This is a genomic window from Salinarimonas rosea DSM 21201, assembly GCF_000429045.1.
In the GTDB taxonomy this organism is placed as follows: domain Bacteria; phylum Pseudomonadota; class Alphaproteobacteria; order Rhizobiales; family Beijerinckiaceae; genus Salinarimonas; species Salinarimonas rosea.
The window spans coordinates 3,744-23,285 of sequence record NZ_AUBC01000001.1 but is presented as its reverse complement, the minus strand read 5'-3'; the positions used below and the strand labels follow the sequence as shown (position 1 = coordinate 23,285).

The following is a 19,542-nucleotide window of genomic DNA, read 5'->3' as shown; positions in this document are numbered from 1 at the left end:
GCGAACGCACGATGAGCACGCGTGTCCTGGTGGTGGAGGACGAGGAGCCCCTGACTCTTCTCCTGCGCTACAATCTCGAGGCGGAAGGCTACAAGGTCGATACGGTCGCCCGCGGGGACGAGGCCGAGGTGCGGCTGCGCGAGCAGATCCCGGACCTCGTCCTGCTCGACTGGATGCTGCCCGGCCTCTCCGGCATCGAGCTGTGCCGGCGCATCCGCGCCCGCCGCGAGACCGAGCGGCTGCCCGTCATCATGCTCACCGCCCGCGGCGAGGAAGGCGACCGCGTGCGCGGGCTCGCGACGGGGGCCGACGACTACATCGTCAAGCCCTTCTCCGTCCCCGAGCTGCTGGCGCGTGTGCGCGCGCTCCTGCGCCGCACCAAGCCCGCCCACATCGCCAACACGCTGGTCGCCGGGGACATCGAGCTCGACCGCGAGACGCACCGCGTGCGCCGCGGCGGCCGCGAGCTGCATCTGGGGCCGACCGAGTTCCGGCTGCTCGAGTTCCTGATGCAGAGCCCCGGGCGCGTGTTCACCCGCGAGCAGCTCCTCGACGGCGTCTGGGGCCACGACGTCTACATCGACGAGCGGACGGTGGACGTCCATGTCGGGCGCCTGCGCAAGGCGATCAACACCCGCGAGACGCTCGACCCGATCCGCACCGTGCGCGGCGCCGGCTATTCCTTCGACGAGACCTTCGCCAAGGCGGACGGCGCGCTCGGCGCCTGAGGCGGCATTTCCCGAGCCGCCCCGCTTGCCCTCCCGGGTTCGGTTTCGTACGTGGTGCGCTGCGAAACGGGTCTGTGGTAGAGCACGTGCGTCGCCGAGCTCGGCCGTGACAGGCCCGCACGAGAGGCCCGGGCCAGAGGCCCCCACGAGAGGACCACGATGTCGGAACCAGCCGCCGCCGGCGCGATCGCTGCGCCCGTCGATTGCCACATCGAGCGTGTCGTGCTCGTCGAGCACTATACCGACCGGCTCTTCCGCTTCCGTACGACGCGCCCGGCATCGCTGCGCTTCCGCTCCGGCGAGTTCGTGATGATCGGCCTGCCCGGGGGCGAGAAGCCCGTCTTCCGCGCCTACTCGATCGCGAGCCCGAGCTGGGACGACGAGCTCGAGTTCTTCTCGATCAAGGTGCCCGGCGGCCCGCTCACGGAGCGGCTCCAGCGCATCGTCGCCGGCGACGAGATCCTCATCAAGAAGAAGCCGACCGGCACCCTCGTGCTCGACGCGCTCGCGCCCGGCAAGCGGCTCTGGATGCTGTCCACCGGCACCGGGATCGCGCCCTTCGCGAGCATCATTCGCGACCCGGAGACCTACGAGAAGTTCGACGAGGTGATCCTCACCCAGTCCTGCCGGCGCGTGGCGGAGCTCGCCTACGGCGAGAACACCGTGCGCGACCTCGTCGAGGATCCGCTGGTGGGCGAGATCGCCGCCCCGCGCCTGACCTTCTACACCACCGTCACCCGCGAGCCGCACCCGCGCTCGTTCCGGATCACGGATGCGATCGCGTCGGGCCGGCTGTTCGCCGATCTCGGCGTGCCGCCGCTCGACCCGCAGACCGATCGGGTGATGATCTGCGGCTCGATCGAGATGACGAAGGACTGCCGGGCCTTGTGCACCGCGGCCGGGCTCGAGGAGGGCTCGAACGCCAAGCCCGCGCATTTCGTCGTCGAGCGCGCCTTCGTGGGCTGAGGGCGGGCCTGCGCCGGGTCAGGCGCGGTTCGTCTCCAGGAACTCGAGCACCATCGCGGCTGTCCAGCTGAATCGCTTGCCGCCGAGCGCGCGGCCGTCGAGCGGGTCGAAATACTCCCCGAAGCCGCTCTTCGCCACGAGGGCGAGGCCGTCGCGGGCGATCTCGCCGGCGGCGTCGGCCCGCCCGTGGCGGGCGAGCCCGTCGGCGACGAGGCGGTTGGCGATCAGCCAGAGCGGCCCGCGCCAGTAGCGCAGGCGGTCGAAGCGCGGATCGGCGGGATCGTGGCTCGGGACCGGATGGCGCACGGCGCCGCGCAGAGCCGCGAGCCGCGCCACGAGCGCCTGCGCGCGGGGATGGCCGGGCTCGAGCGCGAGGAGCGGCAGGAGCCCGCCGATCGAGGCGCTCTCGACGAGGGTGCCGGCGGCGCGGTCGAAGGCGGCGTACTGCCCGAGACCGTCGTGCCAGAGTCCTTCCAGCGCCGTGCGTCCCCGCGCCGCCTGGGCCTGCGCCTCCGCCGCGAGCTCGGGTGCGTCGAGCGCCTGCGCCAGGGCGGCGAGGTCCTCCGCGGAGCGGATCAGGATCGCGTTGAAGCCGGGATCGACGACCCGGAACGGCGAGGCGTCGTGCAGCGTCGCCTGGTCCCAGGCGAGGCTGCGGAAGCGCTGGACCAGCCAGAGATAGCGGTCGTACTCGGCCTTGGTCGGGCGCTGCGCGGCGTCGACGTGGGTCGTGTCGCGGCGCACGTAGCTGCCGACGCCCTCGGTCGGCACGCGCGCCAGCGCCTCGTCCCAGTCGATCGCATTGTCGCGGCCGCTCTCCCAGGGGTGCAGGATGGCGACGAGGCCGGTGCGATGCGGGTCGCGCGCGGTCGCGAACCAGCGGTGCCACGCGGCGACCTTCGGCAGCAGCGCCGCCACACGCGGCGCGACCATCGTCCGGTCGCGCGCCGTGTCGAGGAGGCGCCTCAGGGCGTAGCCGAGGACCGGCGGCTGGGTGATGCCGCTCGTGGGAGTCGCACGCGCGGTGCCCCAGACGTCCGGGCCGGGGAAATAGGTCTCGTGGTCGGCGTGGAAGACGATGTGGGGGATCATCCCGTCCGGCCATTGATGAGCGACCAGCGTCTCGATCTCGCCGAGCGCGCGGTCCTCGTCCACGTGCGCGAGGCCGAGCGCAACGAGGCAGGAATCCCAGTTCCACTGGAACGGGTAGAGGCCCCTCGTCGGGATGGTGTACCCGCCGAGATCGTTCTCGCGCAGGATCGCGACCGCCTCCGCGCGCAGGCGATCGGCGTCGATGGGGAAAGTCGTCATGGCGGCGGTCTTCTCAGGAGGGCGTGAGGGGGCGGTCGATGGCGGTCTGGGTCGTCGGGTCGAACCAGCGCACGCGCTCGGGGCGCGGCGCCAGCGTGAGGGTCTCGCCGGCGCGGACGGGCAGGTCGCTCTCCAGCACCGCGCGGAAGAGGTGGCCGGCGACGTCCATCGTGACGAGCTGATGTGCGCCGAGCGGCTCGACGACCTTCACGCGGCCGGAAAGGCCGGTCTCGGCGGGGGCGAGGTCCTCCGGGCGCACGGCGAGCTCGATGGCGTCCTGCGCCACGTCCGGCCCGGGCACGATGATGCCGGCCACCGCCCAGCCGTCGGCCACCCGCGCCGCCGGCAGGAAGTTCATCGGCGGGTTGCCGATGAAGCTGCCGACGAAGCGGGTCGCGGGATCGCGGTAGACCTCGAGCGGCGAGGCGTGCTGGACGATGTGGCCGCCGTGCATCACGGCGATGCGGTCGGCGAGGCTCATGGCCTCGACCTGGTCGTGGGTGACGTAGATCGTCGTCGTCCGGCTCTCCTGGAGCACGCCCTTGAGCTCGGCGCGCATCTCGAGCCGCAGCAGCGCGTCGAGGTTGGAGAGCGGCTCGTCCATCAGGAGCACCTCCGGCTCCATGGCGAGCGCGCGGGCGACGGCCACGCGCTGGCGCTGCCCGCCGGAGAGCTGGCCGGAATAGCGCGCGAGCAATTGCTCGATGTGCATCATCGTGGCCGCGCGCCGCACCTTCTCCTCGACCTCCGCATTCGGCAGCTTCTTCATGCGCAGCCCGAAGGCGATGTTCTCGAAGACCGTCAGGTGCGGGAAGACGGCGTAGTTCTGGAACACCATCGCGATCTTGCGCGCCCGCGGCGGCAGGCGGTCGACGCGCCGTCCGCCGATGGCGATCTCGCCGCGGCTGGCGGTCTCGAGCCCGGCGATGCAGCGAAGCAGCGTCGTCTTCCCGCAGCCGGACGCGCCCAGCAGCACGAGGAACTCGCGATCCTCGACGTGCAGGTCGATCTCGTGGAGCGCGGTGAAGGCGCCGTAGGATTTCTCGAGGCGGGAGACGGCGATCTCAGCCATGGGCGGGCTCCTCTGCGGCTTTGCGAGGGAGGACGTCGTACGCTCGCCGGATCGGCGGCCGGGTCCGGCGCGGCGGAGCAGTGCATCGATCGCTTGCGCCTCTCGCGGCATTGGACGACCTGTGCGGTGGAGGCGGACGAGAGACGTCGGCGACCCCTGTCCTTCCCTGTAGGGGAAGGTGGATCGGCGGCGAAGCCGACGAGACGGATGGGGCGCGGCGCGCGAGCGACGCGTTCCGCGAAGCGGAAGCCGGCGTGTCCGCCGCCGCCGTCGCTCTTCGGCTGCGCCGAACGCGCGTTCCGCGCGCCCCATCCGTCTCGGCTTCGCCGAGCCACCTTCCCCTACAGGGAAGGAGAAGGCCTGCACTCTGCGTTGCGGGGGTCATCGTTCGATCCGAGGGTTGCAGACGTGTGCATCGACGAGGGAGAGGGGAGAGCCGGCATCGGCGGATTGGGGTCCAGGGTCGGCGCGCTCATCGGTTGGCGATCCCCCACATAGCGAAGAGATACTTCCGCACCGCGAACAGGAAGAGGAGCGCGGGCAGGACGAGCACTGCCGCGCCGGCGAACTTGAGGTGCAGGGGGCTGACGTTCAGGCTCTGGAGCAGGAAGGCGGTGAGCGTGCGGTTCTCGATGGTCAGGACGGCCGCCGCGAAGACCTCGTTCCAGGAGACCACGAAGGCGAACACCGCGGAGGCGGCGATGCCGGGGCTCACCAGCGGCAGCACGACCTTCACGAAGGCCTGGAGGCGGGTGCAGCCGAGCGTCCAGGCCGCCTCCTCGAGCTCGACGGGAACGCCCATGAACAGCGAGGCCGTGATCAGGACCGCGAAGGGCATCGCCAGCATCGTGTGCACGAAGGCGAGGCCGAGGATCGTGTCGTCGAGCCCGACCTGGATGTAGGCCACCGCCAGCGGCAGGGCGAGCAGCGGCAGCGGGAAGGCGCGGGTCATCAGCACGAGGATGCGGAACGCGTTCTTGCCGGCGAAGTCGAACCGCGCCAGCGCGTAGCCCGCCGGCGCGCCGATGGCGATGGAGAGCACCATCGTGATCGCCGCCACGGTCACCGAGTTGAGCAGCGCGTCCGCCACGCCGCGAAAGCCGATGAAGAAGGCGAGGCTGTCGGTGGCGAAGGAGGGCAGGAAGCTCTTGGGCCAGCCGGAGACCTCGGCCGGCGTCGAGAGCGCGTTGACGAGGACGAGCCAGATCGGGACGAGCACCCACAGGCACAGGATCGTCACGACGGCCGCCGTCAACCAGCGCCGCGCGGTGGCGAGCTCGAGCGCGCGGGTCGTGTCGTAGGAGGCGACGGGGGCGCGGAGGGGACGGGTCGCGGTCATGCGCGCGCCTCCTTGGGGGAGCGCAGCCACCACAGGAAGACGAGGGTGGAGGCGATCGAGATGCCGAGGATGACGAGGGCGTAGGAGGCGGCGACGCCGCGGTCCTGGAGCTGGAACTCCCAGGCGTAGGTCTCGCCCATCAGCATCGGCATCGAGGTGCCGGCGAGCGCGGCGACGACGGCGAAGACCTCGAAGGCGAGGATCGTGCGCAGGATCAGCGCCGTCTGCAGGCTGGGCCTGAGGAGCGGCAGCGTCACCTTGACGAAGCGCTGCCAGGGCGAGGCGCCGAACACCTGCGCCGCCTCGTCGTACTCCTTGGGGATCAGCCCCATCCCCGCGACGAGGATGACGAGCATGATCGCCGTCGCCCGCCAGATCTCCGCGAGCGCGACGGCGACGAAGAGCCCGAGCGTGTTCTGGTAGGACAGGCGCGCGACCGGGCTCTCGAGGAGGCCGAGGTGGTAGAGGAAGGAATTCAGGAAGCCGTTCTGCTCCAGGATCGCGAGCCAGATGATGCCCGCCGCGAGGTCCGAGATGCCGAGCGGGATGGTGAAGACGTAGAGCACGAGGTCGCGCCCGCGGCCCATCCGCGTCACGATCTGGCCCATGAACAGCGCGAGCGCCAGCTGCAGCGGCACGACGACCGCAGCGAGGAGGATCGTGTTCCACAGGGCCGCGTCGAACTTCCAGTGACCGGCCATGCGGGCGAAGTTCGCGAGCGTCGGCTCGTCCCCGCGGGTGAACGCGATCAGCGCCACCTGCACCGCCGGGTAGACGAAGAAGGCGGCCAGGAACAGCGCCGCGGGCGCGAGCAGGAGGTAGGGCAGGGCGCGCGAGGGCATGGGACCTCGGAAACAGAGGGGCCTCGTTGTCATCCCGGATTGCGAAGCAAGTCCGGGACCCAGAACCACAGGTGCCTCATCGAGCGGCGTGCAGACGCCGCGGCGGGAAAGGCCTGCATCGGCGCCTCGCGACGCGAGCGCTCTCGCGCACGCTGAGAGAGACGACGGCGGTTCTGGGTCCCGGGCCCGCTTCGCGACCCGGGATGACGTCGTGCGTCGCTCACTCCACCGGGCACGGCCCCTCGGAGGGGGCGTCGGGCGCCCAGCAGGGCGCGCCGGCCTCGGTCACGATGCGGCGCAGCTCCGCCGCCCCGTCGTCGAGCACCTGCTCGATCGGCTGACCGGCGAGCACGATGCGCTCGAACGTGTCGACGTAGACCTGGTTGAACTGCCCGCCGAGATCGCCGAGCCCCACCGGCAGGAGGCCGGGATTGGCGTCCGGCGCACCGGACTGGAGCGCGATCGCCGCGCCCGCGGCACGCACCGAGGGCGGCATGTCGTCGGGCAGCTCGACGTCGACGACGGGGAAGAAGTTCGTGGCGCGCAGCGTCGCGATCTGGGTCTCGGGCTCCAGCATGTAGCGCAGGAGCGCGAGGCTCGCCTCCGGATCGGGCGCGGTCTCCGGCACGGCGATGCCGGCGACGACCGGCATGAAGCCGCGGCCCGTGGGTCCGGCGGGGGCGGGGAAGGCGATGAAGTCGTCCGGGCGCTGGTTGAAGGCGTCCGCGAGGCGCGCCGTGTGGTCGATCGCGACCCAGACCTCGTCGGCGAGCAGCGGCTCCTGCATGAAGTTGTAGGAGGTCGAGCGCGGGTGCGTGACCTCCCACAGCTCCCGCACCGTCTCCCACATCGCCACCGCATCGTCCGAGCGGAAGCGGGTGACCATGGAATCCGTGAAGGACGGGTAGAGGTAGCCCTGCACGACGCGATGGCGCAGGCCCTGCGGGCCGGCGGGCAGGCCGATCTTGGGCGAGCCGGTGGCGTCCGCCATGTTGCGGCCCCAGGCGATCAGCTCGTCCCACGTGAGCGCGTTCACGTCCGCGCCCTCGGGCAGGTGCTCGAGCGCGGCGCGGTTAGCGGCCATCAGGTAGGTCGCCTGCATCCACGGCACGTAGCGCTGCTCGTCCGTGCCGAGCCGCCCGAGCTCGACGAGCGCCGGGCTCGCGGCGGAGACGTCGACGGCCGAGAGGTCCATGAAGGCCTCGGCGAAGGCGGTCAGCTCGCCGTGGAGGGCTCCGACGACGGCGATCGTCCCCTGGTCGGCCTCGGTCTCGGCACGCAGGCGGGTGATGAAGGGCCCGGCGTCCTGCGGCTGGTAGTCGACGCTGCCGCCCTCGAAGCCGGAGAGCACCTCCTCGCGCATGCCCTGCGCCTCCTCCACGGGCCTGGCCTGCGTCGACCAGAACAGCAGCTCCTGGGCGCTCGCCGGCGCGGGCCCGCTCGTCGCCGCGAAGGCGAGGAGCGCGAGGGCGGATGTCGTCGTCGTGTGGCGTCTCATGTCCTGTCCTCCCGTTGGGTCTCTGGTGTGCGGCTCTCTTGCTGGTGCCTCTTGCTCGTCTCTCCGGGGTCTTCCTCTTCGGAGCTCTGGTCGCGCGGGCAGCCGGCCGGCTCAGCCGGGGGCCGGGCCGTGGCTCGCGCGGGGGATGAAGTCCGCCGCAACGAGCTTCGGCTCGACGGCGGCGGGGCCGTTCTCGATCACCGCGAGCAGCATGCGCGCGACGGCGACGCCGCACTCCTGGATGCGGGCGTCGAACGTGGTCAGGCCCGGGCTCGCGTAGGACGAGACCGGCAGGTTGTCGAAGCCCACGACCGAGAGGTCGCGCGGGATCGCCAGCGACCGGCGGGCGGCCTCCTCCATCAGCGTGATCGCGAGCGTGTCGGTGGCGCACAGGATCGCGCTGGGGCGCTCGGGCGCATCGAGCAGACGGCCGGCGGCCGCGCGCAGGGCGGCAGGATCCGCGCGCGGCGCGGCGGCCATGGCCTCGGGGGCGAGCGCGAGGCCGGCCTCGGCGAGCGCCGCCTCAAGGCCGGCGCGGCGATAATGGGCGAAGGTCATCGGGTCGGAGAAGGTGAGCAGCCCGAAGCGGCGGTGCCCGAGCGCGACGAGCCGGCGCGCCGCCTCGCCGAAGGCGGCCGCGCCGTCGGTGTCGAGCCAGGCGTGCGGACGGGTCTCCTCGAGAACGCGCCCGTGCAGCACGAAGGGCACGCCGCGGTCGAGCAGGTAGCCGACCCGCGGATCCGCGCAGGTCGCGCGGCTGACGACCATGCCGTCCACCTGCCCCGCGTTCACGACGTGGGCGAGGACGTCCATCTCCTCCTGACGACGCGTCGCCGTGGTGAGCGCGAGGTCGCGCCCGGCCTCCGCCAGCGCCTCGCCGAGCCCCATCACGAACTCGCCGAGGAAGGCGTCGATGAACTGCGCGTCGCGCACCGGCACGACGAGGCCGACGAATCCCGTCTGGCCGGACTTCAGCGCGCGCCCGGCGCGGTTGGGCACGTAGCCGGACCTCGCGGCGGCCTCGCGCACGCGCTCGCGGGTGGTCGCGGAGACGTCGGAATAGCCGGCGAGCGCCCGCGACACCGTCGTGATCGACAGGCCGAGCTCGCGCGAGAGTTCCTTCAGCCGCGGCTGGCGGCGCTCCATGACGTGTCCTCCGCGAGGCTATCGATCCAAAACGTTTCGGATCGCGAGCCGCGTCCGTCCCGGGGCGCGCCTTCTGGCGCGGCTCTCGTGAGCGCTGCTTCCCGAAACGTTTCGGAAGAGTGCCGCCACGCTCCCCGGCTGTCAAGCGGTGCGCCGCGCGGCGGCGAGCGATACGGCGTATCCTCCGGCGCTGGCCGGAAACTGGAACAAAGTAAGTTCGTAGGACAAATTGCGAGGCGACGTTCTCGCGCCGAGACAGTTATTTCGCCTTGTCGCTTCTGCTCTTTTTTCTGAAGTCGAGGAGCACCTGCTTTATGTGGTCGTATTCGACGATGTTGTCGGCTTCCTTGAGCCGAAACCATCGGCGCTCCCGCTGGTGCTGCTCGGGCCACATGTCGCCGACCTCCTGGACCTCCATGGCGAACATCTCGACGTCGTATGACGCTCCAAAGCGCGAATAGTTGTACCGGCCGATGCGCTCGCCCACTTTTCCTCTGACGCCGGCCTCTTCGTAGGCCTCCTTCTCGGCGGTCGCGTGCGGATTGCTTCCAGCGCCGATATTTCCCTTCGGAAAGATCCAAGCTCCCTGGCTCCGGGAGGTAACCAGGAGGATCTCCACCTTCTCGGAACCCTGTCTGCGGTAGGGCACGACACCCGCCTGCGAACGTGGCGCTAAGCGTTGACGAATCTGGAGCAGCGACCAGTCGATCACGCGTGCGAGCTGCTGGACTTGATCCCAGACGGTGCGGCCGTCCTTGATGACGTTCGGGGCCGCGTCGCTCGAGAACCACTGGGGATCTCTGAATTCCATTCGCTTACTGGGTGCACCTTGGGCATAGATCAGGACAGCAGCGACGGAGTACATCTTGCCCTCCTCCTCCTTCAGGTACCTGAAGACGAGGGGGTCGGCATCGGTCGGCCGCGCGGACACGCCCCCTTCGTGAAAGGCGATCCTCATCGCCGCCGTCGTGGCGCTCTCGCCGTCCTTGATCCTTCCCTTGGGGAAAATACGGCGGCTTTTGGTCGAGTTCACGAGCAGATACTCGATCACCCCGTCGACAATCCGGTAGCAGACGGCTGCGACGTAGGTGACAGTGCTTCCGTCGGCGTCTCGCAGCGCACGATTGTGTATCGGCCCGAGTTCCTCGATCGCGGCCTTGATCCTCGCGCATGCAGGCCCGACCGCCGCGACCCAGTTACCGTCCCCGCGATTGCTGCTGAACCTTGGTATGTTCGTCCCGAGCAGATCCGTCGGGATCCTCAGATCCGCTGCCTCGTCGGCCGCGATGACGAACGTCCGGTTCTTCCCGATACGTCCGATCGCGAGGCCTATCTCGAAGATGACGTTGTCGCGCGCCACGTTTTGGACGTTGCCACGAATAAGCAGCTTGTCGTCCGGCGAGAGAACGAAAATCGCGAAGTCGTAGGCTCCTATTTGATCGACGAGGTTGTCGAGCGTCGAGTTGCTCAGCTCGAAGACGTTCTGGTCCCAAATGACGCACTCGGCGATTTTGTCCAGGTGAGTCTGGACGCCTGCCGCCACCTTGCCACCTTCGGTCGACGCTCCGATGAACACCCGAGCTTTCATGACGAATATCCCTCCGGGAGCGCAGATCGTGACCACGTCGTCCCGGCCCGTGCGTCGACGCGAGACCCCATGCCGGCTAACAACCTAGCATAAGTCGGACCGATCAGGCTGGGAAGCCGTCCCGATCTCCATCCTCCCGACGTCGCGGCACGCGTGTCGCCGTGGGCCGACACTCACGATCTACCCGCGCGACTCGTCCACGAGCATGGTCAGCGGCACATCGCGCGGCACGTAGAGCGGGTGGCGCGGCGCGCCGGATTTCGTCAGGCCGAGATGCCACAGCCGCGCGCCGGCGCCCGCGAGCAGCGCCAGCGCGGCACGCGCCCGCGCGGGCTCGGCGTGGTTCCCCCAGGCGCAGACGACGTCGCGGACCTGCGCTGCGATCGCGGCGAGATGGGCCGGGGTCTCGGGGCCGACGGGGTCGGGATGGGCGGCGAGCGCGCGCGGGTCGGCGGAGCGCAGCCCGTAGAGGTTCGCGACGACGACCGGGCCGTAGCCGAAGCCCCGGGCGAGGAGACGCACGCGCCGGATGGTGGGGTCGTCCCGGTAGGCGTCCGCGGTCGAGGGATTGAGCATGACGAAGGCGAGCGCCGGGGCGCCCGCCCGCGCATCGTCCCCCGGCCGCTCGAGCCGGTAGCGATACGTGCCGCAGGGAGAGAAGACCGCGCTCATTGCCCCGAGAGGTTCGCCCGCGGCACCCAGCCCTCGTACCCCTCCACGCGGACCTTCTGCCAGCCCTCGCGGGCGTAGGGCAGGAAGGCGATCGAGCAGGTGGCGGGGCCGAGCGCACGGACCGGCCGCGACTCGAAGGAGGGGAACGCGCGCAGCATCAGCCGCTCGCCGGCCCGGACGCCCTCGGTGCAGTAGAGAGCCGGCGAGACCTGGGCGATGTAGCGGGCGTGGACGAAGCCGGAATTGTGCCCGTCCTCGACCGGGCACCAATTGCCCGAGCACGCCCCCGTCACCATCACCCCGCACGTGCCGTAGGGCAGGCGCGCCAGGATCGGCTGGGCGGCCCCCGGCCCGGCACGCAGGTTGAGCGCGTCGTCGGCGCGGACGTCGACGACGCAATGCTCCTCCCCCGGCACCACGTTCGCCGTCGGCGCGCGCTGGGCGATCGCGTTGGCGGCGCCGAGGCCGCCGAGGACGACGCCGCACAGCGCGAGCCGCGCGAGGGAGGCGAGGGCGATCGGGCGAAAGCGGCGGGGGGCGGGGAGGGACATCGCGCGGGGCTCGCGGGCGGAGGACGGGTGCGGGTGGCTGGCCGACGGATCGAGCCTGCCACGGGGATGCTGAGCGAAGACTGAACGCACCCCGATCGGGCCGAATTGATGGCGGGATTCGATTCGCAGTCCCGCGATGTGATTCCCGGATTCCGATGCGTCCGCGGATTACGTTGAATCCCATAGACTCCAGCCGCTTCGTCCGCCCCGCGCAGGGCCTGTCGCAGGTCCGAGGCCGCGGACGCTCACCGCCCGGCGCTCGAGGCCGGCCGGACGGCTCTTGTGGATGGTCCGCCGGCGACGCATCGCGGCCACACCCGGCGCAAGCGTGGCCGCTCGCCTGAAATCCGAAGCGACTCGAATGGCTTGAGAGCCGGTGTCGAAGTTCTCCACAATCTTAACAGCCCACACCATATCTAGGGCTGGGGAGGAGCCCGAGCACTAGGTGTTGACGCGCGCCCCGGCTGGTGACAGCTTTCTCTCGTCCCACCGACACGAGCGGCGGCGGGCCAGAAGGCCTCACGTCGGGCGACATCCAGAACGGAGCGCGGCATCCACCTCGACGCCACGGCCAAGCGGCCCGGCGCGCGGGTGTGCGCGCCCCGAAGGCGTCCGCGCGGCGTGACGATGGTGACGAGGAGGGGGCGGCCCGCGGGCCGTCCGGGGCCGACATCCCGGTTCGCGCATGGCGGCCGGAGCGAAAGACCAGGGATACGGGACGATGCGGATCGAGCGGCGATACACGAGTGCGGGTCGGGATCCCTATGCCGGGATCACCTTCCGGAAGGCGACGAGCGAGATCCGCAACCCGGACGGCTCCATCGTCTTCCGGCTGGAGGGCATCGACGTCCCCGAGACCTGGTCGCAGGTCGCGAGCGACGTGCTCGCGCAGAAGTACTTCCGCAAGGCCGGCGTCCCGGCCCGCCTGAAGAAGGTCGAGGAGAACGACGTTCCCTCCTTCCTGTGGCGCTCCGTCGCCGACGAGAAGGCGCTGGCGAAGCTGCCCGAGGAGGAGCGCTACGGCTCGGAGATCTCCTCGCGCCAGGTCTTCGACCGGCTCGCCGGCTGCTGGACCTACTGGGGCTGGAAGGGCGGCTACTTCACCGCCGAGGAGGACGCCGCGGCGTTCTACGACGAGCTGCGCTTCATGCTGGCGAGCCAGATGGTGGCGCCGAACTCGCCGCAATGGTTCAACACCGGCCTGCACTGGGCCTACGGCATCGACGGCCCCTCCCAGGGCCACTACTACGTCGACTTCGAGACCGGTGAGCTGACCAAGTCCGCCACCGCCTACGAGCACCCGCAGCCGCACGCCTGCTTCATCCAGTCCGTCGAGGACGACCTCGTCAACGAGGGCGGCATCATGGACCTGTGGGTGCGCGAGGCGCGCCTGTTCAAGTACGGCTCGGGCACCGGCTCGAACTTCTCGCGGCTGCGCGGCGAGGGCGAGCGGCTCTCGGGCGGCGGCAAGTCGTCGGGCCTGATGTCCTTCCTCAAGATCGGCGACCGGGCGGCGGGCGCGATCAAGTCCGGCGGCACCACGCGCCGCGCGGCGAAGATGGTCGTCGTCGACATCGACCACCCGGACATCGAGAACTACATTGACTGGAAGGTGAAGGAGGAGCAGAAGGTCGCCGCCCTCGTCACCGGCTCGAAGCTGAACTCCAAGCACCTCAAGGCGGTGCTGAAGGCCTGCGTCAACTGCGAGGTCGAGGGCGACGCCACCGGCGAGGCCTGCTTCGACCCCGAGCGCAACCCCGTCCTCAAGCGCGAGATCAAGGCCGCGCGTCGCGCCATGGTGCCCGACAGCTACATCAAGCGCGTGATCCAGTTCGCCCGCCAGGGCTACACGGACATCGACTTCCCGGTCTACGACACCGACTGGGACTCGGAGGCCTACCTCACCGTCTCGGGCCAGAACTCCAACAACTCGGTCTCGATCACCGACGGCTTCCTGCGCGCCGTGGAGCAGGGCGGCACCTGGGACCTGACCTGGCGCCAGACCGGCAAGGTGAAGAAGACGCTCGACGCCCGCGACCTGTGGGAGAAGATCGGCCACGCCGCCTGGGCCTCCGCCGATCCGGGCCTGCACTTCAACACCACGATGAACGACTGGCACACCTGCCCGGCGTCCGGCCCGATCCGCGGCTCGAACCCGTGCTCGGAGTACATGTTCCTCGACGACACGGCCTGCAACCTGGCCTCCGCCAACCTGCTGCAGTTCTATCATCGCGAGGCCAAGACCTTCGACGTCGCCGGCTACGAGCACCTGTGCCGGCTGTGGACCATGGTCCTCGAGATCTCGGTGACGATGGCGCAGTTCCCGTCGAAGGAGATCGCCGAGCTGTCCTACCGCTACCGCACGCTCGGCCTCGGCTACGCCAACATCGGCGGCCTCTTGATGACCATGGGCCTGCCCTACGATTCCGACGAGGGCCGGGCGCTGTGCGGCGCGCTCACCGCGGTGATGACGGGCGTCGCCTACGCCACCTCGGCCGAGATGGCCTCCGAGCTCGGGCCGTTCCCGGGCTATGCGGACAACGCCGAGCACATGCTGCGGGTGATGCGGAACCACCGCCGCGCGGCCCACGGCGAGAGCGACGGCTACGAGGAGCTGCACACCACGCCGGTGCCGCTCGACCACGCGTCGTGCCCGCAGCCCGACCTCGTCGCCCGCGCCCAGGCGGCGTGGGATCGCGCGCTCCAGCTCGGCGAGAAGCACGGCTACCGCAACGCCCAGGCGACCGTGATCGCGCCCACCGGCACGATCGGCCTCGTCATGGATTGCGACACGACGGGCATCGAGCCGGACTTCGCGCTCGTCAAGTTCAAGAAGCTCGCCGGCGGCGGCTACTTCAAGATCATCAACCGCGCCGTTCCGGATGCGCTGCGCACGCTCGGCTACCGCGAGCACGAGATCGCCGAGATCGAGGTCTATGCGCTCGGCCACGGCTCGATCGCGCAGGCGCCGGCGATCAACCCGCCCGCGCTGAAGGCCAAGGGCTTCACCGACGAGAAGATCGCCGCCCTCGAGGCGGGCATGAAGTCGGCCTTCGACATCAAGTTCGTCTTCAACAAGTGGACGCTGGGCGAGGACTTCCTCACGGGCGCGCTCGGCATTTCCGCCGAGAAGCTGGCCGACCCGTCCTTCGACCTCCTCCTCCATCTCGGCTTCTCGAAGAAGGACGTCGAGGCCGCCAACATCCACGTCTGCGGGGCGATGACGCTCGAGGGTGCGCCGCACCTGAAGGCCGAGCACTACCCGGTGTTCGACTGCGCCAACCCCTGCGGGCGCGTCGGCAAGCGCTACCTGTCGGTGGAGAGCCACATCCGCATGATGGCGGCGGCGCAGCCCTTCATCTCGGGGGCGATCTCCAAGACCATCAACATGCCCAACGACGCCACGGTGGAGGACTGCAAGAGCGCCTACATGCTCTCCTGGCGCCTGGCGCTGAAGGCCAACGCCCTCTACCGCGACGGCTCGAAGCTCTCCCAGCCGCTCAACTCCGCCCTCATCGAGGACGAGGCGGACGAGGACGAGGCGGCGGACGCCGTCGAGGCGCTGCTCCAGAAGGCCGCCCCGGCCCGCGTCGCCGAGGTCGCCGAGAAGATCGTCGAGCGGGTGGTGGAGCGCGTCGAGCGCATCCGTGACCGCGAGAAGCTGCCGGGCCGCCGCAAGGGCTATACCCAGAAGGCGAACGTCGGCGGCCACAAGGTGTACCTGCGCACCGGCGAGTACGACGACGGGCGCCTCGGCGAGATCTTCATCGACATGCACAAGGAGGGCGCGGCCTTCCGGGCGATGATGAACAACTTCGCCATCGCCATCTCGCTCGGCCTGCAATACGGCGTGCCGCTGGAGGAATACGTCGAGGCCTTCACCTTCACCCGCTTCGAGCCCTCGGGCTTCGTCACCGGCAACGAGTCGATCAAGAACGCCACCTCGATCCTGGACTACGTCTTCCGCGAGCTGGCGATCTCCTACCTCGGCCGCTACGACCTCGCCCATGTCGACCCGAGCGAGATCGGCCACGACGTGCTCGGCAAGGGCGTCGAGCAGTCCCGCCTGGGCCCCGCCGCCGAGCCGAGCCCCGCCGCCACCTTCGTCTCCCGCGGCTTCACCCGCGGCAAGACCGACAAGCTGATGCTGATCCCCGGCGGCGCCGGCGGATCGGTGCCGCAGCCGCTGGTGATGGCGCTCGCGCGCGACGCGGGGATGCCGGCCGGCGGGGGGGCCGGCGGCGGGGCGCGGACGGCGACGGCGCTGAAGGCGGAGCCGGTGGTGGAGCGCGAGCTCTCGGCCGGCGCGGCCGCCCCGGCGCCGGCGTCCGTCGCCGACCGGCGGGCGGAGGCGCGGATGAAGGGCTACGAGGGGGAGGCCTGCCCCGAATGCGCGAACTTCACGCTGGTGCGGAATGGGACTTGTTTGAAGTGTGATACGTGTGGGGGGACGACGGGGTGTTCTTAATTTGGTAGGCATTTACTCTTCATCCGACTCTGCTACGCGTGGCAGCACCGGACCGTCCCTAGGGCGGCCCGGTGCTTGGCCATGAGCAAAAGTGGAAGATCGGCGTCAGGGCCTTTTCTGGTTCCTCGACAGGAATTCTGAAATGCGCAGTACTGAGAAATTACGTCTTATAGACAAAGTCGCGCGCGAGCTTCAAGCGCGATATCGGTATGATGAAATCGATCAGTTTCTTGCGGAGTATGGGGTAAATCCACCCACGGAGGTTCACTATAATAGTAAATGGGTGTACTCTAAGGTTGCGCTTCGTGGCGTCGAAAATGCCAAGCTTCTCCGAATTGCGCAAGATCTCGGGATTTTTTCAGAGGCCGTCGGTTTTGGTGACGATAGTCCTGAACTCTGGCGCGACGCACAGTCTATGCGCATATTCATTAGCCATGTCTCAGAGGCCCGACCACGGGCGGTCAGACTGGCCGAGTGCTTGGCTGCGCACAGTTGCAGTGGCTTCGTGGCTCACGCCGCGATTTCGCCGACGCGAGAATGGACGGACGAACTGCACCGTGCCTTGCGGCATATGGAAGCCCTGATTGCCGTGTGCACGCCGGGTTTTGCGCAAAGCAGTTGGTGCCAGCAGGAGGTCGGCTTCGGGGTCGCACGGAACGTCCTGATCATTCCTCTTCATATGGGAGAAAACCCGACCGGCTTCGTTGCGCGAAAGCAGGCGATCTTGAGGCGCGGAAGACAGGCGGAGGAGATTGTAGCCGATATTGCAGCGGTTCTGAAGCAGGATGACCGAACAAAGGATAGATTCGCGCAGGCTCAGCAGAAGCCTTCTGAATACGACGACGACATTCCATTTTGAGTATGAGGGTTTAAAGCGCTGTATTTTTTGGCTTGTAGATCCGCAGCGACGCGTTAGGTGCAATGCCTTCGTGCCCGTTCGGCAATTGCTGGAGAGCGGCACGGGGCACCGCGCCGTCCTTTGCTGCGAGCGTGCCGGCGTGCTCGCTCCGGTCAAGGGCTTCGCCCTCCTCCACTTCGTTCCGGCCGCTTCGCGGTGACCTGCGCTGCGCGCGCCGGCGCGTGCGAGGCACGACGGCTCCGGGGGGATGACAGGCGCCCGAGCCTGTCGGGCGACACGACTAACTGACCCCCTTGGCGCCATGAGGAACTGACCCCCTGCCGTCGAGCAGGAGGTCGCGATGGACGACGCATGGATGCACAGATGCCCCCAGGAGCAGATTGCACGGGGGCTGGAGATGAAGGAGCCGGACGAGGTCTCGGCGATGCTGTCGCTGAAGGCGCTCGGGTGGGGCTCGAAGCGGATCGCGGCGGAGCTGGGGTGCTCGCGGAACACGGTTCGGCGCTGGTTGAGAGCCGGTGGATGGCGGCCGCCGACATCGCCGTCGCGCTCGAAGAAGCTGGACGGGCTCGAGGACTGGATCGCCGAGCGCTTCCGGCGCCACGCCGGGAACGCCGATGTCGTGCGCCAGGAGCTGGCGTCGGAGAAGAAGGTCGTGGTGAGCCTGCGCACCGTCGAGCGGGCCGTCGCCCACCTGCGTCGTGAGCTTCGCGCCGAGGCGCGGGCGACGATCCGGTTCGAGACGCGCCCGGGTCAGCAGCTGCAGATCGACTTCGGCGAGCGGCGGGTCGAGATCGGCGGCGAGCAGCGGCGGGTGTCATTCTTCGTGGCCACGCTCGGCTACTCGCGGCGCCTCCACGTCCGCGCCTTCGACGGCGAGCGCCAGGAGAGCTGGTTCGAGGGGATGGAGAGCGCGTTCCGGGCCTTCGGCGGCGTGACCGAGGAGGTCCTCCTCGACAACGCCCGCGCCCTCGTCCTTCACCACGACCCGGCGAGCCGGGAGGTCGTTCTGAACCCGCGGCTCCATGCCTTCGCCCGGCACTGGGGCTTCCGGGTGGTCGCCTGCGCGCCGTATCGCGCCCGTACCAAAGGCAAGGACGAGCGCGGGGTCGGCTATGTCAAGAACAACGCCATCGCCGGGCGCAGCTTCGAGAGCTTCGCCGCGCTCGAGGCGCATCTCGATCAGTGGACGCGCGAGATCGCGGACGTACGCGAGCACGGCACGACCGGCGAGGCGCCGATCCTGCGCTTCGCCCGGGACGAGGCCGCGCGCCTAAAGGCCTTGCCGGGCCATGGCTCGTTCCTCGCGACCCGCGATCTCCTCCGACGGGTCGGCGCCGACTGCACGGTCGAGGTCGACGGCTCGGCCTACTCCGTCCCATGGCGCCTGATCGGCGAGAGCGTGCGGGTGACGGTGACGGGCGCGAGCGTGCGGATCGTCTATGGCGGGCGCGAGGTCGCGAGCCATCCGTCGAGCGCGCGCCGCAAGGGGCGGATCGTCGATCCCGCGCACTTCGAGGGCGTCGCCGGCGCCGGAGGGCGGGCCGTGCGACGTGTCCGCGACGAGGAGACCGTCGACGGCCCGGAGGTCGACGCCGCGGCGCTGCTGCGCCCGCTGGCGGAATACGAGGCGCTCGTCGGAGGGGCCTGGTGATGCTCATCGACACGCACGCGCATCTCGAGCGGATGCTCACCCGCCTCAAGCTCACCGCGATCCGCGACCAGCTCGACAGCCTCCTCGACGAGGCTGGGCGGCGCGACCTGACGATCCGCGAGGCCCTGACCCTGTTCTGCGAGCGCGAGATCGCGCGCAAGGACCAGCGCCGGATCGAGATGGCCTTCGGGCTCGCCAGGTTCCCCTTCGCCCGGGATCTGGCCGGCTTCGACTTCGAGGCGCAGCCATCCGTCGACCGGCACCAAGTCCGCGAGCTCGCCACCGGCCGCTTCATCGCAAACGGCGAGGCGATCCTGCTGCTCGGTCCGCCGGGGGTCGGCAAGACGCATCTCGCCGTCGCCCTCGGGCGCGAGGTGATCGTGGCCGGCTACACCGTGCTGTTCACCTCGGCCACGGCGCTCGTCGCCAACCTGGCCAAGGCGCATGCCGATGGCCGTCTCGACGAGCGCCTCCTCCATTACGCCAAGCCGAAGCTGCTGATCGTGGACGAGCTGGGCTACCTGCCCTTCGAGCAGGATGCGGCGCACCTCTTCTTCCAGCTCGTCTCTCGCCGCTACGAGCGTGGCGCCATGCTCGTCACCTCGAACCGCGCCATCGGCGAGTGGGGCTCCGTGTTCGGCGATCCCGTGGTCGCGACCGCCATCCTCGACCGCCTCCTCCACCACAGCCACGTCATCACCATCCGCGGTGAGAGCTATCGGCTGCGCGAAAAGCGCCGGAGCGGCCTTCTGCAGAAGGCCGCTCCGGCGCCTCACAACACCACATCAACCAGCGAGGGGGTCAGGTCCTCGTGACGAAAGGGGGGCAGTTCCGGCTGACGCTTGACA

Annotated in this window: 15 protein-coding genes; 6 read left to right on the top strand and 9 right to left on the bottom strand. The window is 69.6% G+C overall.

Annotation, left to right across the window (positions count from 1 at the left end):
* Positions 1-11 precede the first annotated feature (11 nt).
* Positions 12-728: a phosphate regulon transcriptional regulator PhoB gene (gene phoB / locus G407_RS0100090; protein ID WP_029029166.1), complete on the top strand. Its 717-nt coding sequence runs from the start codon at positions 12-14 to the stop codon at positions 726-728.
* A gap of 159 nt (positions 729-887) precedes the next feature.
* Positions 888-1,694 (top strand): ferredoxin--NADP reductase, encoded by an 807-nt coding sequence (locus G407_RS0100085; RefSeq protein WP_029029165.1) that lies wholly within the window; start codon positions 888-890, stop codon positions 1,692-1,694.
* A gap of 18 nt (positions 1,695-1,712) precedes the next feature.
* Here G407_RS0100085 and G407_RS0100080 read toward each other — a convergent pair whose 3' ends face one another.
* From G407_RS0100080 to G407_RS0100040, 9 genes are all read right to left on the bottom strand, one after another.
* Positions 1,713-3,005 carry an MGH1-like glycoside hydrolase domain-containing protein gene (locus G407_RS0100080; protein ID WP_043538581.1) on the bottom strand — a complete coding sequence of 431 codons (1,293 nt, stop codon included), beginning with the start codon at positions 3,003-3,005 and terminating at the stop codon, positions 1,713-1,715.
* A 13-nt stretch (positions 3,006-3,018) separates the two neighbouring features.
* A complete protein-coding gene (locus G407_RS0100075; RefSeq protein ID WP_029029163.1) occupies positions 3,019-4,077 on the bottom strand; it encodes an ABC transporter ATP-binding protein in 1,059 nt (352 codons plus the stop codon).
* Between the two features lie 472 nt (positions 4,078-4,549).
* Complete coding sequence (locus G407_RS0100070) at positions 4,550-5,416, bottom strand: carbohydrate ABC transporter permease (RefSeq protein WP_084327108.1); 867 nt, start codon at positions 5,414-5,416, stop codon at positions 4,550-4,552.
* Positions 5,413-6,258 (bottom strand): carbohydrate ABC transporter permease, encoded by an 846-nt coding sequence (locus G407_RS0100065; protein WP_029029161.1) that lies wholly within the window; start codon positions 6,256-6,258, stop codon positions 5,413-5,415. The genes G407_RS0100070 and G407_RS0100065 overlap by 4 nt, the downstream gene beginning before the upstream one ends.
* Positions 6,259-6,478: 220 nt before the next feature.
* Entirely contained in the window at positions 6,479-7,756 is a 1,278-nt protein-coding gene (locus G407_RS0100060) for an ABC transporter substrate-binding protein (RefSeq protein WP_029029160.1), read from the bottom strand.
* 111 nt (positions 7,757-7,867) lie between these two features.
* Positions 7,868-8,902 carry a LacI family DNA-binding transcriptional regulator gene (locus G407_RS0100055; RefSeq protein WP_029029159.1) on the bottom strand — a complete coding sequence of 345 codons (1,035 nt, stop codon included), beginning with the start codon at positions 8,900-8,902 and terminating at the stop codon, positions 7,868-7,870.
* Between the two features lie 259 nt (positions 8,903-9,161).
* Positions 9,162-10,490: a TIR domain-containing protein gene (locus tag G407_RS30035; protein WP_052340735.1), complete on the bottom strand. Its 1,329-nt coding sequence runs from the start codon at positions 10,488-10,490 to the stop codon at positions 9,162-9,164.
* A gap of 180 nt (positions 10,491-10,670) precedes the next feature.
* Positions 10,671-11,162 carry a DUF1643 domain-containing protein gene (locus tag G407_RS0100045; protein WP_029029158.1) on the bottom strand — a complete coding sequence of 164 codons (492 nt, stop codon included), beginning with the start codon at positions 11,160-11,162 and terminating at the stop codon, positions 10,671-10,673.
* Positions 11,159-11,713, bottom strand: coding sequence for an SH3 domain-containing protein (locus G407_RS0100040; RefSeq protein ID WP_029029157.1), 555 nt, complete (start codon positions 11,711-11,713; stop codon positions 11,159-11,161). Before G407_RS0100040 ends, G407_RS0100045 begins: the two co-directional genes overlap by 4 nt.
* Before the next feature lie 721 nt (positions 11,714-12,434).
* Between G407_RS0100040 and G407_RS0100035 the strand changes: the two genes are divergently transcribed.
* The 4 genes from G407_RS0100035 to istB all read left to right on the top strand — a co-directional run bounded on the left by G407_RS0100035 (position 12,435) and on the right by istB (position 19,509).
* Positions 12,435-16,181: a vitamin B12-dependent ribonucleotide reductase gene (locus G407_RS0100035; RefSeq protein ID WP_029029156.1), complete on the top strand. Its 3,747-nt coding sequence runs from the start codon at positions 12,435-12,437 to the stop codon at positions 16,179-16,181.
* A gap of 142 nt (positions 16,182-16,323) precedes the next feature.
* On the top strand, positions 16,324-17,040 hold the full coding sequence (locus G407_RS30875) for a toll/interleukin-1 receptor domain-containing protein (RefSeq protein ID WP_084327106.1): 717 nt from the start codon (positions 16,324-16,326) through the stop codon (positions 17,038-17,040).
* Between the two features lie 340 nt (positions 17,041-17,380).
* On the top strand, positions 17,381-18,694 hold the full coding sequence (istA, locus tag G407_RS0100025) for an IS21 family transposase (RefSeq protein ID WP_052340733.1): 1,314 nt from the start codon (positions 17,381-17,383) through the stop codon (positions 18,692-18,694).
* The gene (gene istB, locus G407_RS0100020) at positions 18,694-19,509 is read left to right on the top strand and encodes an IS21-like element helper ATPase IstB (RefSeq protein ID WP_043538577.1); all 816 of its coding nucleotides are present in this window, start codon (positions 18,694-18,696) and stop codon (positions 19,507-19,509) included. Before istA ends, istB begins: the two co-directional genes overlap by 1 nt.
* Positions 19,510-19,542: the final 33 nt, after the last annotated feature.